Below are 12,800 nucleotides of genomic sequence, written 5' to 3' on the forward strand. Positions count from 1 at the left end.
GCGGTAGTAAATGCTGTAACTACGTCCAAAGAGGAGCCTTATCCGCCTGTTTCCTGGCTTGGGCGACCTCTATCGTAAGGCCAATTACCGTCAGCACGTAAAGCACAGAAACAAGTAGTGGAAGCAGGGTAAAGCGGAGACCAGGAAGTGTGTACCAGCAGGTAACGACAACGATTGTTCTGAGCAAGGCATGCAATTGGCACGCTTTACTATCATACAGCCAGCCAATAATAGGCCAGTGGATACTCATGCCAATTGCCAGGCACAAGGGTACTAGTGATTTATCGATGCTGCTGGCCGGGATAATGATTCCCCAGCTCAGCATCATGGAAAAAAGTGCGTAGGGAATAAGCCCTGACAACGGATTTTTTACCATCAAATTTGATTTGAATGGCTTTTGCAAGGCAAGACCCAATGGGAAAAGTAAACCACTGGTGCAGAAAGCCAGGAGTGTCCATTGGCTCGGTTTTAAATAAAAACCGGCAACGGCTAAGGCCACCCAGTAAATAGCACCCGCTATTGGTAATGAAATACCAGCGTTTGCACTGATAAGAAATTGACGTTTCTGATTGACTAATTCCTGGTTAAAATCCATGTGATCCAAAAGCGCTATTACCTAATGTATAGACAAAGATAGAACTGGAAAATCGTTTTCGGGGAATGATAACAGGCAGGGCAATCTAAACGGGTAGTGAAGTATCATTTACTCTAGTTGAGATGAATAGGCAATAACAGACAAGCTGTGGATGGCAGCGTGCCAAAAATTTAAATTGTGAAAGCAGTAGTTGTTATAATATAGTTTTTGAATATAATTGTAAAATATATTGTACTTATATTATATTGGGTAATTACTAGAAAGATGACCAGACAGAACAAACAGAAAACGCTTCGATTATTTGCCTTACATGAATTTATAGTTGATCATTTTACAAAAGCCGACTGGATTAAAGTAGCCTACCTGACGGATAGCCTGGAACTGATCGAAGACCACCCTCGTCTGTTGCGTAGCCTGGATTTTAAAGATGATGATTATGAGGGGAATAGCCTACAGGTACTCTCTAAGTTGATGAGCGAAAGCGCAAGTAATTTATACGAAATTGAGCGATTCGTCGAAACCAAGAAGGCGCTGCTTGGCCGGGCTGCCCGTACAATTCCAGATTTTATTTCGACCATTCAGGCGAGTGTGCCCGACCGTGTCATAACCTTTGCGCCCGATGTGTTCCGAATTCCTGATAGGCCTGTAAGTAGTAATGCTCTGGCCGTTATGATGCCGTTCGAAAGCCGTTTTTCAGGAACCTATGCCGCCATTCGCAATGTATGTTCCAAACTTGGAGTTGATTGCCAGCGTGCCGATGATATCTGGGATAATAGCATTCTGATTCAGGATGTGTTCGATCTGATTTTTACGGCTCAGGCCGTTATAACCGACTTCACCGACCGAAATCCCAATGTGTTTTACGAGACGGGCGTTGCCCATACGCTGGGTAAACTGGTTATTCCCATTACGCAATCGGTAAGCGATATTCCGTTCGATTTACGGCATCACAGAGCACTAACCTATTTACCAAATGCGGAAGGGCTGTTGAAGCTGGAAAAAGACCTGGAAAAAAAGCTGGCAAAGGTATTTAGTTGATTCGTTCCGCATACTTGTTGTATCTTCGAGAGATTAGATTATACGAAGCTTATGCAACCTTTTGTAGCGACCATTCCTGATACACAATCACGTGCTGCAACTCCATCTGGTAGACTACTTTCGCTGGACTTTTTCCGTGGCTTAACGGTAGCCGCCATGATACTGGTGAACAATCCGGGTGATTGGGGGCATATCTATGCACCACTGGAACATGCTGCCTGGAATGGCTGGACACCCACCGATCTGATTTTCCCGTTCTTCCTGTTTATTGTAGGCGTTTCTATTACGTTTGCTTTAGGCCGTCGGGATGAGCAAAAGGCGAAACAGGGCGTAATTCAGAAAGTAATAAAGCGAAGTGCAACGCTGTTTCTGCTGGGCTTGTTTCTGAATTTTTTTCCGAAGTTTGATATCTCGACGGTTCGAGTTCTGGGCGTTTTACAGCGGATTGCCATTGTGTATCTGGTCTGCTCGCTGATCTTTCTGAAAACCAGTCCTCGCCAACAGTTTTACATCCTGATCAGTATATTAATTGGCTATTGGCTGGCTATAACGTTGATTCCCGTACCAGGGGTCGGTTATGCCAACCTGGAACCAGAGACTAACCTGGCGGCCTGGCTGGATCGCATCATTCTAACCCCTGCCCACGTCTATAAGCCTGCCAAAGTATGGGATCCTGAAGGGCTATTCAGTACAGTTCCGGCTATAGGGACGGGTATAGTAGGTATGCTGACTGGAACCTGGCTGCAAACGAATCGACCGTTTGCCGAAAAAGCGGCCTGGCTTTTCGCTGTGGGTTGTCTGACCCTGTTTGGTGGGTTAGTATGGAATGGGTTCTTTCCAATCAACAAAGCGTTATGGACCAGTTCGTATGTGCTCCTGGCAGGTGGTCTGGCTATGCTGGTTCTGGCGTTGTGTTACTGGCTGATTGATGGACAGGCTAAAGCCCAAAACTATCGCTGGATTATATTACCGTTTGTGGCTTTTGGGGTTAATGCCATTACTGTTTTCTTCCTGTCAGGGCTGATTCCACGCATCATGAATCTAATTCACGTGACCAAACCCGACAGAACAGAAGTTGGCCTTAAAGAATACCTCTATCGAACACTTATTGCTCCTCCCTTTACTAATCCGACCAATGCCTCACTAGCCGGAGCCTTGACCTTCGTGCTCATCTGGTTTGGGATTCTGTGGTGGCTCTATCGTAAGCATGTGATCATTAAAGTTTGATCATGCGCTTATTGGTCTAGCTTTAATTGGGCGTTGGTGCCATAATTGAGCGTTTTACCAGCATCGAATCCGATGCGTAAAGCAGTACCAATTAGGCCAGACGGCATGTACACAGTATGCTTGATTTGTAGAATATCGCCGGCAGCTGGTATCCTACCACACGACCAGATAGATGCATCATTCCAGTTGCCATTATAGAGGGTATACATTTGTGGGCAAAGGGTGAATAAGGATGATGACGAAAAGGCCGAACTTTCAGTGGCCGAACAAAGTGTTCTGATCTGCCACTCATACTGTGCATCGCTGGTTAAATTGGTTAAGTCTGTATAGCCATATCCGTTCGTGGTGGTCAAATTACCAACTAGTGCCCAGCTACCTGTTCCGGCAATCCGATACCGAATCTCGTATTGGGTGTCGCTGTTTGCGTAGTATAACGACCAGTTTAATCGAACAGCGGTAGCTGTCCGATTACTGACATATAAGCCATAGGGTGGAGTGCAGGAAAAGGTGGAGAAATAAATTGAACTGGTAAAACTACTATATACCCCATTGGTACATGATGTTCGGCTTTGTACTTCAAATTGGGTATTGGTGGGGAGCCCAGTTAGCGATACACTCGTTGATGACAGATTGCTCAGGATGGTCCAATCGCTGACGCCCACTTTTCGGTATCGTACTTCATAGACAACATCGGGGCCGGTTGCAGACCAGTATACGGAAGCAGATGTAAATTGTACCGTTATCCACATTGAAGGTTCCCGACATTGGGTTGTAAAGTTTTGGCTGGCTGTAAAGGCTGAGCTTTCCGTGTCGGAGCAGACTGACCGGACCTGACATTCATACTGAGTGGCATTGGTTAAGCCTGCGATCACGCAGGAGCCACTGCTAGCTGATGTTATGGTAATACTAGTTAGGGTTGCCCAGGTTGGACTACCAACGGGACGATAACGTACATCGAATCGGGTACCACTGTCGAAAGTTCCATACCAGACCAGTTGGGCCGACGAGGATGATAGCTGGTTGATGTATAACGACGAGGGAACCGTACAGACAGGCGTAAACGTAAAAATGGCTGAGTAATCGGATTGAGCCGTATCCGAGCATCTTGTCCGAACACGCCATTCGTAGGTAACGTTTGTTGTCAGGCCTGTGAGCGAATAAGCAGTAGTGGTTAGGCTGCTGATCGTAATCCAGTTGGTAGCGCCAGATGGCCTATATTGAAGATCATACGTGCTTCCCGCTTCCAGCGCATAATAGGACGACCAGTATAATTGAGCGTTTGTTGCGGTCACGTAACTGGATAAATAGCTGGGTACGCGACAGGTTGTAGTAAAGGAATAGGACGAAGAAAAGGTAGAGCTTTGGGTAGGGGAACAATTACTTCTGATTTGCCACTCGTACGACGTATTATAGGTTAACCCGTTTATTAAATAAGAAGAACCAGATAAGATACTGATGGTTGTCCAGTCGGATGTTCCCACTGCCCGGTAGCGAATATCATACGTTTTGGTCGACTCCTGGTAAGTATCATACCAATACAGTCGGGCTGAAGTCGAGAAAACATCGGGTGTATAAATGGTGTTCGGCAACTGGCATGATAATGTTGTAAACGATTGGGGCGAAGAGAAGGCGGTTGTATATTGAGGTGATGTGGTACAGGTGCCCTGAACCTGCCACTCATAGACAGTAGCAGGGGTTAAGCCTGTTAACGAATAGTAACCGCTAACTATGCCCGCTACCGATGTCCAGTCAGTATTACCCTGCGGGCGCCATTGCATTGTATAGGTTTGTCCGTTATAGCTGTTCCAGTACAGATAGGCTATGCTTTGGTACGTGTAACTGCTCAGGTTGGTCGGCGTTGGACAGGTGGTGGTAAAGCTGGCTGGTTGCGAGTACGTCGTTCCAGCGGATACCTTTACCCGCCATTCATAGGCGGTTTTCGTGTCGAGTCCATACAGGCTGAAATTTGTTGAATACAAATAGGTGTAGGTATACCAGCTTGCACTTCCTACGGCTCTCCATTGTAAGTCATAAGCAACATTAGTACCCAGGCTGTTCCAGTTCAATTGCGCACTATTAGCCGTGATACTGGTTGTCGTGAGCCCAGTGACTACGGGTGGAGTAACCGATAGACTTAACGTTGGGCTCAGGCTACCGGTAGTGGTATTGGAGGGGCGTATGCGATAATAATAAATGATCTGAGACTGGAATGAGACTTTTGTGTCCGTAAATGTCGTTCCGTTAGGTCCCACACCGCCAATGGGTACAAAACCAGTTGTGGCTGCCGTAGAGCGCTCAATAAAGTAGCCCATTTCATTGCTGGCGTTATCCTGCCAGGTTAGTACGACAGAATTAACACCAATACTGCCCGTCAGATTGCTGGGTGCTGTTACAACCGTCGGAGGAGCCTTGAGTGTATAGGCTGTATGCGTTTGTCGTAAAGCTAATCCTGCCTGCATACGATCATACTGACCAGCTGTAAAGTTGTGTATGCAGGGGAAGTAGTACGACATGATGTTGGTAATAGACGGCGAATAGGCATCGCCATTGGCATCTCGGGCTGTACTGCTGGGGTCATATTGTGGGCAGCCATTGACATAGAGCAAGTTGGCTCCCGATATATTATACGGATCAGCAGGCGTGTCGCAAACCAGATCACCGTCTGTTGTACAGTTGGCTCCGACGCCCCGCGTAACTAACTCTGTTGTTACTCCTGAACCAAGCGTACCATTACCAGGATTCTGACCGAACGTGTGAATAAGGTTAAAATTATGACCCAGTTCATGTGGAATTAGTCGGTTACCCAAGTCATCTTCCGTTTCAAAACCACCAACAGCAATGACCGAGCGAGTCGAAATAAGATCATTGGATGGATAATAAGCATAGCCTCCCGCTCCTGATGATATGAATGGTACATAATATTGGTTTAGGGCATTGGTGGCATTGCCATCTCCATAGATGATACCGTTGTTATAGAGATAGTCATCATTGATGTTATCGGGAGTATCACCAGCGAAGTAAAACTGGATACCATATCCATTCTGTAAATAATAGCTGTTGGTGAGTGCCATTACCTGATTCAGACTGGCCATGCTGAACCCGCCGGTGCCATCGCTCCGACGAACAATATGCGGACGAATTGGAATATACGTTATCGTATTGAAGACGGCTCCAGACGCGCGTTTTTTTTCAAGAGCCTGGTTCGCTTCTTTCGTGAGAGCCTGTGCCTGTTGAGGGGTAAGTTCTGTAATGCCACACAAAGGCAAGGTAGGCTGAGTAGTCGTTTGAGCAAGAGAGGAAATGCAGACGGTTAACAGCAACAGCCCACTCAATAGGAAATAGGTAAGCGTAAGCTTCACAGGTGTAGGTGTGATTAATTTTCTATTCGTATGCCCATGCTATTTAGATATGTTCGACTATTAAAATAACTTTTTTTACTAAAAGGTTACTATACTATACCATCTAGTGGATAAATGGAATTTATACTAAACCTGACTATCGGTTTTTGTCTTCCAGCGCGAGCCGGATCAGGTCAACGGTATTTTTTACCCCCGCCTTTCGAATGATACTTGCCCGCTGGTTGGCTACAGTGTTCGGGCTGATGCCGAACCGATCCGCAATTTCGGGGCTACTCATACCGTCGATCAGGCAAGTAAGAATTTGAGCTTCCCGGGCCGTAATCCTGTTCCAGATCGACGGGCCTTTTGGGGTAGTGGCACTCACCTCATTTTTTCGTTGAATTGAATTGGGTAATACCAGATGGCGGATGATAACCGATGATGCATTCGGTGGGTAGTACAGATCGCCATCGACTACGGTTCGTACCGCCTTCAAAATCTCTTCCTGCCCGGTATCTTTCAGTAAATAACCGGCGGCTCCATGCTGAACGGCTTTCAGAATATAGTCGGGATTGTTGTGCATACTGAACATCAGCGTCCGAACCCTGGGGTATTTTTCGGATACAACTTTCAGCGTATCGATTCCCGACATACGGGGCATTGTAATGTCGAGCAGTAAGACATCTGTATCGACACCCGATAGCAGGGCAACAGCTTCATCGCCGTCGGAGGCTTCGCCAACGATCTGAATATCAGGTTCGTCTTCCAATAGCATTCGAATGCCTTTTCTGACTACAGAATGATCGTCGGTGACCAGAACGCGTATCGACATAGCGTTTGAGTTTATAGATTTAGCTTAGTTCGTTGATGATTACTTCGACGATTGTTCCTTTTTTGGGTTTAGATTGAATCGTCAGGGTTCCGTTGAGAAGCTGGGCGCGGGTCCGCATATTCTCCAGGCCATTAACGATCAGCGACGATTTTTCCGAGGAACGAGCCGCTTTCAACATAAACCCCTTGCCATCGTCCTGAACGGAAAGTGCTAATTTATGCCGATCCTGTTGAAGATTGATACGAATAGACTGGGCATTGGCATATTTTACGGCATTGTGTAAGGCCTCCTGCGCAATTCGGTACAATCCGATCTCCATGGTCGGGTTTAATCGGGCTGCATCGCGGGGGCCATTGAACGTAATATCGATGCCCGATGATCGGCTGGTTTGCTCGGCTAATAATTGCAGGGTTGGGCCTAAACCGAAATCACTCAGGGTAGAAGGCATCAGGTTATACGATACCTGGCGCGTGGTCTGAATAATATCGGCAATGAGGTCGCAAAGCTCAGCAAATCGCTGACGTTGTTTCTCATCGGCCAGTGAGATGGATTTCAGCTTTTCGGCATGGAGTTTTATGCCGGTCAACATCTGGCCAATGCCATCGTGTAGCTCGCGGGCAAATCGACGCCGTTCCTCTTCCTGGCCTTCCAGCAGGGCCGCCGACCGGACCCGATCTTCGGCGCGGATGAGCTGGTATTTTTCTTCGGTAGTACGAACCAGTTCCTGTTGAGTATCGAGTAACTTTTGATTGGTATAGGCCAGATTTTGGTTCGTTGCTTCCAACTCGTGATTGGCGATTTCCAGCCGCTGGTTCGTTCGCTGTAACGACTGCTCGGACTTCGCCAATCGGCTGATAACGGCTTTTGTATGATTGACGACGGGCTGGAAAATAAACAACCCCTCAATCAGCAGCGTCAATACGGTAGCAATGGTTAGTAGCCACTCAATGCGTTCGAGTGTGCGAACCCGCTGGAAGCTTTCGGTATCGAACTGAAAAACAATTGCATCCATTTGCTGTAGAAACGAAAGCTCATTTTGCAGTATGATGGGTAACGCTTCCTTTCGGCCAATGGGTTCTGCTAAACTGATGCGGCTGAAGCCCTGATACATCGCCTGAAAATAGGGCTCGATGTGGTTAAACATGCTGTCGAGGGTTGCACTTTTTCGAACAGCATATTCTTTTTCCATCTGGAGCTTTCCCTGCCGTAGCTGGTCGTGGGTCTGGTGCCAGTCGTATAGCAGTGAATCGAATGAAACCGTATCCGTTGCCGCTATTCCTTCTGCCCTGAGAATGGCCAGCTTGGTAAGTCGCTGGCTAAGCATTCGTTGTCGCCCGGCTACATTGACCACCCGCCCATCGTCGTAGTGATTGCTTAATGTGCGTTTGATAAACCAAAGACCACCCAACGATAGCATGGCAATGACCGTGAGGGCGATCACATAAAACCGGGTTAATCGGCGGGCTACCTGTTGGTCGAGTTGGTACATAGGGGAGTTGTTTTACAGGTTACGGTATTCGGTTTACGATAGATGGTGCGAAAGCAATGCTTGCGTCAGCCCATCGTAAACCGAATACCGTACACTTCACACACCAATATAGACAATGCCGTTTTCAACTTTTACCGGGAATGTGTTGATCCGGTATCCATCGTCGTTCAGGCATTGGCCGTTTTTCAGGGAGAATGTTTTTTTGTGAAATGGGCAGGCCACTTTAGGGTCGTCGCCCTGACTACCGATCATACCCCGCGAAAGAACCATCTGCTGACGGTGTGGGCATTCGTTATCGGTAGCGTACCATTCGCCCCGACGCGAAAAATTGAAAATGGCAATCTGCCGTCCGCCAATCAGGGCGCAAGCGCCCCCATCGGCCGGAATGTCCTCAACCCGGCAGGCAGCATGCCAGGTCTGTTTATCCTGATGTATTGAAATAGCTTCCATTTTTTAAAAGTCATTAAGTGGTCATTAGGCGGTCTTTGCTATAAACGATAAATGACAATTAACTACACCCATTCTCGGGCTCGTTTCTGATCGCGCATGGACTCGAAGTGAACCGCCGGGTCTTTTTGTTCGGGCGCGTTGACGAAATGGGCGAAGCGTTGGCGGAGGTGAGGGTTTTCCACCACTTCGGTCCATTCGCACATAAACGTGTCGACCAACTGTTGCATTTCGCGTTCCAGATCAGCGGCAATACCCAGCACATCATCCACCACAACGGCTTTCAGGTACGAAATGCCGCCTTCCATTTTGTTGAGCCAGGTAGCGGTTCGGGTAAGTGGATCGGCCGTTTTGATGTAAAACATCAGGAAGCGGTCGATGTAGCGGATGCAGGTTGCCTTATCGATATCGGATGCCAGCAGCAGGGCGTGTTGCGGTTTAATGCCACCATTACCACATACGTACAAATTCCAGCCTTTTTCAGTAGCGATAATGCCGAAATCCTTGCTTTGGGCTTCGGCACACTCGCGGGTGCAGCCCGATACTGCCGATTTGAGTTTGTGCGGAGCCCGAATGCCTTTGTAGCGTTCTTCAACCTCTATAGCAAACGATACCGAATCCTGCACGCCAAACCGACACCAGGTGCTTCCGACGCAGCTTTTTACCGTTCGAAGGGCTTTGCCATACGCATGACCACTTTCAAAACCAGCCGCGATCAGTTCTTCCCAGATGTTCGGTAGATCGCCAACGTGGGCCCCAAACAGGTCGATCCGTTGTCCACCCGTAATTTTGGTATACAGACCATATTTCTTGGCTACCTGCCCAATTACAATCAGTTTATCCGGTGTGATTTCGCCACCCGGTATTCTTGGGACGACCGAATACGTACCGCCTTTCTGGATGTTGGCCAGATAGCGGTCGTTCGAATCCTGAATGGTAGCCCGGCCTTTTTCCAGGATGTTCTCGTTCCAAAGACTAGCCAGGATCGACGCCACCGCCGGTTTGCAGATTTCGCAGCCATCGCCATGTCCGAATAGATCCAGGACGGCATTATACGTTTTCAGGCCGTTGATTTTGATCAGGTCCAGCAACTCCTGACGGCTATACTCCAGGTGTTCGCACAGTACATTGCGGACGTAAACGCCCTGTTGCTTCAATACGCTCTGAATCAAGTCCTTTACCATTGGCGTACAACCCCCGCAACCCGTACAGGCTTTGGTTACTTTTTTGAGGCCATCGATTGAGGTATGACCGTTTTCAGCGATTTCGTGGCAAAGCATGCCTTTCGTAACAGCCTCGCAGGAGCAGATAAGCGCATCGTCGGGCAGGGCCATTACACCGGCGCCAGCTTCCTCGCCACCCCGCGAGCCCAGGATAAGGTCTTCGGGATCGGGAGGCAGAACGGTTTTATTCTTGCAGGTTTGCAGCAGCATATTGTACTGATCGGCATCACCCACCAGAATCCCACCCAGGAGTTCTTTGCCATCGGCCGAGATATTGATACGCTTATAAACGCCCTTAGCCTTGTTTTCATACACAATAGTCCGGCAGTTGGGGCCACTGGCAAACGGATCACCGAACGACCCAACGTCGGTACCAATCAGCTTGAGTTTGGTCGACATGTCGAAGGGCTTGAACTCCTTCTCGGTGCCCATCAACCGCGAAGCGACTACCTCTGCCATTTCGTAGCCGGGCGCTACCAGACCATAAATCATATGGTGCGCTACGGCACATTCGCCAATGGCAAAAATAGATGGGTCGGAAGTTTGCAGGAAATCATCGACCAGTATGCCTCCACGCGCATGCGTATCGATGCCCGACGCTTTGGCTAGTTCGTCGCGGGGACGGATACCAGCCGAAATGATGAGCATATCCACGTCCAGATGGGAGCCATCGGCAAACTGCATACCTGTAATGGCTTCATCACCCGTGATCTGTTGCGTGCTTTTCGACAGGTGAATGGTTAACCCCAGTGATTCCAGTTGCCGTTGCAGAACTCCCGATCCGGCGTCGTCAATCTGTCGGGGCATTAGTCGCGGGGCGAACTCCACCACATGGGCTTCGTCGAGACCAAGGTCGAGCAGAGCTTTAGCCGCTTCCAGACCGAGTAGTCCTCCACCTAATACGGCCCCTTTACGCGTCAGGCCAGCTCTTGCGTTACGGGCATACGACTGAATAAGGTCGAGATCTTCGATTGTCCGATACACAAATACGCCATCTTTCTCGACCCCTGCTACGGGCGGTACAAATGCACCCGAACCCGTGGCGAGTACCAGATAGTCGTATGGTACTACAACGCCATGATGCGACCGAACTTGCTTACGCTCGCGGTCAATAGCCACGACAGGATCGGTCAGGAAGAGTGTAATACCGTTTTCGGCATACCAGTCGGTAGGCGCCAGGGTTAATTCGTCGGCTGTTTTGCCGTCGAAATAGGCGCTCAGATGCACCCGGTCGTAGGCAACGCGCGGTTCTTCCCCAAAAACCGTCAGCGTAAACCGATGCTCATTTTTCTGTTTGGCGATAAGCTTTTCGCAGAACTTATAGCCTACCATGCCGTTGCCGATGACTACGACATGTTTAATTGTGTTTGTGTTCATAGTTATAAGTAACTACAGCATTGTGAAAACCCTGATTTATTGTTGTATTAATCTAAGAAATACTGCCTTTTTATCCCCACAAAGGCAAGTCAAAAGTAAAAGGTGTTTTTGTTAATTCCTAGCTTAATATTTTGATTTAAGGTTATTTTAAAACATATTTTTTGTAAAAAGACTTGTTTTTAAGAATTTCATCTCTACTTTTGAAGCATAAATCGCAAATAGTTGTAAATAACTATAAATAGTATAATACCACTATTTAAGCCTAAAACGAAGATGCAGATACAGCCAAAGCTAACACTCGTGGGGGCGGGTCCCGGCGACGGCGAATTGATTACCTTAAAAGGAATCAGGGCGCTTCGACAAGCCGACGTTGTCTTGTACGACGACCTTGCCAATCATTCTTTACTGGAGTTTGCACCTGAACGGGCCTTGACAATGTACGTAGGCAAGCGGGCTGGTAAGGTATCGTTCTCGCAGGACGAGATTAATGCCCTGATTGTACGGCTGTCGCAGGAGCATGGGCATGTGGTACGGCTGAAAGGGGGCGACTCCTACGTGTTCGGGCGTGGGTATGAAGAGTGTGCGTACGTACGTCAGTATGGCATTAGCTGCGAGGTAGTGCCGGGGGTATCGAGTAGTATAGCAGTACCAGCTTCACAGGGTATTCCGGTTACGAGCCGGGGTGTAAGCGAGAGTTTCTGGGTCATTACCGGCACTACCCGCACCGGCGAGTTGTCCGACGATCTTCGGCTGGCAGTTCAGTCGAAAGCGACGGTTGTGGTGCTGATGGGCCTGAATAAAGTGAATGAAATCTGCGATATGTATTGCGAGGCTGGTCGGGGACATGTACCGATGGCGGTAATACAAAACGGGACGCGTGCCGATGAGCATTGCGTAGTGGGTCAGGTCTGGAATATGCCGCAATTGATAGCTGAGCAAGGCGTGGGGGCGCCTGCTGTGCTGGTCATTGGCGATGTTGTCGCGTTGCATCCGTCCTATCTGGCGGAATGCCTGCATAACGTTTCAGTAGCCTACTGAGAACAAAAAAAGCCGATCCGGTGTGGGGGCACCTTTGGACCGGCTTCACAGGGTTTTGTCCATGCGAAAACACAAACGTGTCAAAGAAAATGAAAAAACGCTCGTAAAGCAAATCAGCTGCTTCGCCAACTCAGGTACTCGTTGAGCCTTCGGGCCTCGCCAGGCGCCAGGTACCTGCTACCTCTCCGGTTATTGC

General features: G+C 48.4%; 9 protein-coding genes. 3 read left to right on the forward strand and 6 right to left on the reverse strand.

Features of this window, described 5'->3' with window-relative positions; all coding sequences use genetic code 11:
* Positions 1-19: 19 nt before the first annotated feature.
* The gene (locus tag BGO59_RS34180) at positions 20-595 is read right to left on the reverse strand and encodes a hypothetical protein (RefSeq protein WP_293691837.1); all 576 of its coding nucleotides are present in this window, start codon (positions 593-595) and stop codon (positions 20-22) included.
* Positions 596-859: 264 nt separating this feature from the next.
* Between BGO59_RS34180 and BGO59_RS34185 the strand changes: the two genes are divergently transcribed.
* Together BGO59_RS34185 and BGO59_RS34190 are read left to right on the forward strand one after the other, a co-directional pair.
* Positions 860-1,633, forward strand: coding sequence for a hypothetical protein (locus BGO59_RS34185; RefSeq protein WP_293691839.1), 774 nt, complete (start codon positions 860-862; stop codon positions 1,631-1,633).
* Positions 1,634-1,684: 51 nt separating this feature from the next.
* Positions 1,685-2,860, forward strand: a complete 1,176-nt coding sequence (locus BGO59_RS34190; RefSeq protein WP_293691841.1) for a heparan-alpha-glucosaminide N-acetyltransferase domain-containing protein — start codon at positions 1,685-1,687, stop codon at positions 2,858-2,860.
* Between the two features lie 8 nt (positions 2,861-2,868).
* On the opposite strand, the gene BGO59_RS34195 is transcribed toward BGO59_RS34190, so the two are convergent.
* From BGO59_RS34195 to nirB, 5 genes are all read right to left on the reverse strand, one after another.
* The gene (locus BGO59_RS34195) at positions 2,869-6,219 is read right to left on the reverse strand and encodes a fibronectin type III domain-containing protein (protein ID WP_293691843.1); all 3,351 of its coding nucleotides are present in this window, start codon (positions 6,217-6,219) and stop codon (positions 2,869-2,871) included.
* A gap of 136 nt (positions 6,220-6,355) precedes the next feature.
* Positions 6,356-7,030, reverse strand: a complete 675-nt coding sequence (locus BGO59_RS34200) for a response regulator transcription factor (protein WP_293691845.1) — start codon at positions 7,028-7,030, stop codon at positions 6,356-6,358.
* Between the two features lie 19 nt (positions 7,031-7,049).
* Complete coding sequence (locus BGO59_RS34205; protein ID WP_293691847.1) at positions 7,050-8,519, reverse strand: histidine kinase; 1,470 nt, start codon at positions 8,517-8,519, stop codon at positions 7,050-7,052.
* 96 nt (positions 8,520-8,615) lie between these two features.
* A complete protein-coding gene (gene nirD / locus BGO59_RS34210; RefSeq protein WP_080053756.1) occupies positions 8,616-8,969 on the reverse strand; it encodes a nitrite reductase small subunit NirD in 354 nt (117 codons plus the stop codon).
* A gap of 62 nt (positions 8,970-9,031) precedes the next feature.
* Entirely contained in the window at positions 9,032-11,566 is a 2,535-nt protein-coding gene (nirB, locus tag BGO59_RS34215) for a nitrite reductase large subunit NirB (RefSeq protein WP_293691852.1), read from the reverse strand.
* A 279-nt stretch (positions 11,567-11,845) separates the two neighbouring features.
* On the opposite strand from nirB, the gene cobA reads away from it, so the two are divergent.
* Complete coding sequence (cobA, locus tag BGO59_RS34220) at positions 11,846-12,604, forward strand: uroporphyrinogen-III C-methyltransferase (protein ID WP_293692196.1); 759 nt, start codon at positions 11,846-11,848, stop codon at positions 12,602-12,604.
* Positions 12,605-12,800 lie beyond the last annotated feature (196 nt).

It is taken from the genome of Spirosoma sp. 48-14 (genome assembly GCF_001898575.1).
Classification (GTDB): domain Bacteria; phylum Bacteroidota; class Bacteroidia; order Cytophagales; family Spirosomataceae; genus Spirosoma.

Excerpts from the sequence above, each read along its gene's own strand:
- BGO59_RS34200 (WP_293691845.1), bottom strand. The coding sequence starts at position 7,030 with ATGTCGATACGCGTTCTGGTCACCGACGATCATTCTGTAGTCAGAAAA.
- BGO59_RS34205 (WP_293691847.1), bottom strand. The coding sequence starts at position 8,519 with ATGTACCAACTCGACCAACAGGTAGCCCGCCGATTAACCCGGTTTTAT.
- nirD (WP_080053756.1), bottom strand. The coding sequence starts at position 8,969 with ATGGAAGCTATTTCAATACATCAGGATAAACAGACCTGGCATGCTGCC.
- nirB (WP_293691852.1), bottom strand. The coding sequence starts at position 11,566 with ATGAACACAAACACAATTAAACATGTCGTAGTCATCGGCAACGGCATG.
- BGO59_RS34180 (WP_293691837.1), bottom strand. The coding sequence starts at position 595 with ATGGATTTTAACCAGGAATTAGTCAATCAGAAACGTCAATTTCTTATC.
- BGO59_RS34190 (WP_293691841.1), top strand. The coding sequence starts at position 1,685 with ATGCAACCTTTTGTAGCGACCATTCCTGATACACAATCACGTGCTGCA.
- BGO59_RS34185 (WP_293691839.1), top strand. The coding sequence starts at position 860 with ATGACCAGACAGAACAAACAGAAAACGCTTCGATTATTTGCCTTACAT.